The organism is Rhodopseudomonas sp. BR0C11 (genome assembly GCF_010820945.1).
Taxonomy (GTDB): domain Bacteria; phylum Pseudomonadota; class Alphaproteobacteria; order Rhizobiales; family Xanthobacteraceae; genus Rhodopseudomonas; species Rhodopseudomonas palustris_H.
The window spans coordinates 1-1,874 of the sequence record NZ_QTKI01000618.1; the positions used below are offsets into that span (position 1 = coordinate 1).

At 67.3% G+C, this 1,874-nt stretch carries 2 protein-coding genes; both read left to right on the top strand.

Translation table 11 applies throughout. The features are described from left to right. A partial coding sequence (locus tag DYI24_RS25845) for an arginase (RefSeq protein ID WP_164574341.1) occupies nt 1-619 on the top strand: 619 nt, incomplete at its 5' end. 250 nt (nt 620-869) lie between these two features. Next, a partial coding sequence (locus tag DYI24_RS25850; protein WP_164574342.1) for an ABC-F family ATP-binding cassette domain-containing protein occupies nt 870-1,874 on the top strand: 1,005 nt, incomplete at its 3' end.

Sequence of the window (1,874 nt, forward strand, 5' to 3'; positions counted from 1 at the left end):
CTACTGGCAGGAGCAAAATAAGCCGCTGTTCGTGCTGTGGCTCGACGCCCATGCCGACTACAACACGCCGGCGACGACGCTGACCGCCAATATGCACGGCATGTCGGCGGCGTTCCTGTGTGGCGAGCCGGGGCTCGACCATCTGCTCGGCGACGAGCCGCGGGTGTCTGTTCCGCCGAGCCGGCTCGACCTGTTCGGCATCCGCTCGATCGATCCGCTTGAGAAAGAGCTGGTGCGCGCCCGCGCGATTCCAGTCGTCGACATGCGGGCGATCGATGAATTCGGCGTCGGGGTGCTGATCCGCCGCGTCATCGACCGCGTCCGGGCCGCCGGCGGCGTGCTGCATCTGTCGTTCGACGTCGACGTGCTCGATCCGTCGGTCGCGCCCGGCGTCGGCACCACCGTGCCGGGCGGGGCGACCTACCGCGAGGCGCATCTGGTGATGGAGCTGCTGCACGATTCGGGGTTGGTGCGCTCGGTCGACATCGTCGAACTCAACCCCTTCCTCGACGAACGCGGCCGCACCGCCCGCGTCGCGGTCGAACTGATCGGCAGCCTGTTCGGCATGCAGATCACCGACCGGGTGACCCCGACCAACGCGGTGCTGCCAGAGGGGTGAGTGCCCTCCCCCGCGCTCGTCATGCCGGGGGGAGAGCCCTCCCCGCGTTCGTCATTCCGGGGCGCTCGCCCTTGCGAGCGAACCCGGAATCTCGCAGTTTTGGAAAAGACGGAGTCGCAGAACGCTTCGGGATTCCGGGCTCGCGAGCTGCGCTCGCGCCCCGGAATGACGCCGCGTTGGGCCGTCGAACTGGCATCGCTCGGCCATATCGGCTAAACGCGCCGCAGCATTTCTCCCCCCGCGTGAGCCCATGATCCGTCTCGACAACATCTCCAAGCAGAACGGCCACCAGATCCTCTACATCGAAGCCTCCGCGACGTTGCTGCGGGGCGAGAAGATCGGGCTCGTCGGGCCGAACGGCTCCGGCAAGACCACGCTGTTCCGGATGATCACCGGCCAGGAACAGCCGGACGAGGGCCAGGTGTCGGTCGATCGCGGCCTGACCATCGGCTATTTCAGCCAGGATGTCGGCGAGATGAGCGGCCGCAGCGCGGTCGCCGAGACCATGGAGGGCGCCGGCCCGGTCAGCGAGGTCGCGGCTGAGCTGAAGGAGCTCGAGCACGCGCTGGCCGATCCGAACCGCGCCGACGAGATGGAGCAAATCCTCGAACGCTACGGCGAGGTGCAGCACCGCTCCGGGGGGCTGGACGGCTATGCGCTCGAAGGCCGCGCCCGCGAGGTGCTGGCCGGCCTCTCCTTCTCGCAGGAGATGATGGACGGCGACGTCGGCAATCTGTCGGGCGGCTGGAAGATGCGCGTGGCGCTGGCGCGCATCCTGTTGATGCGGCCCGACGTGATGCTGCTCGACGAACCGTCGAACCACCTCGACATCGAAAGCCTGATCTGGCTCGAGCAGTTCCTCAAGGGTTTCGAGGGCGCGCTCTTGATGACCTCGCACGACCGCGCCTTCATGAACCGCATCGTCAACAAGATCGTCGAGATCGATGCCGGCACGCTGACCAGCTACACCGGCGACTACGAATTCTACGAGGGCCAGCGCGCGCTCGCCGACAAGCAGCAGCAGGCGCAGTTCGAACGGCAGCAGGCGATGCTCGCCAAGGAAGTGGCATTCATCGAGCGCTTCAAGGCGCGCGCCTCGCACGCCGCCCAGGTGCAGAGCCGAGTCAAGAAGCTGGAGAAGATCGAGAAGGTCGAGCCGCCGCGCCGCCGCCAGATCATCGCGTTCGACTTCCCGCCGGCGCCGCGCTCGGGTGAAGACGTCGCCAGCCTCAGCCACGTCCGCAAGGCCTACGGC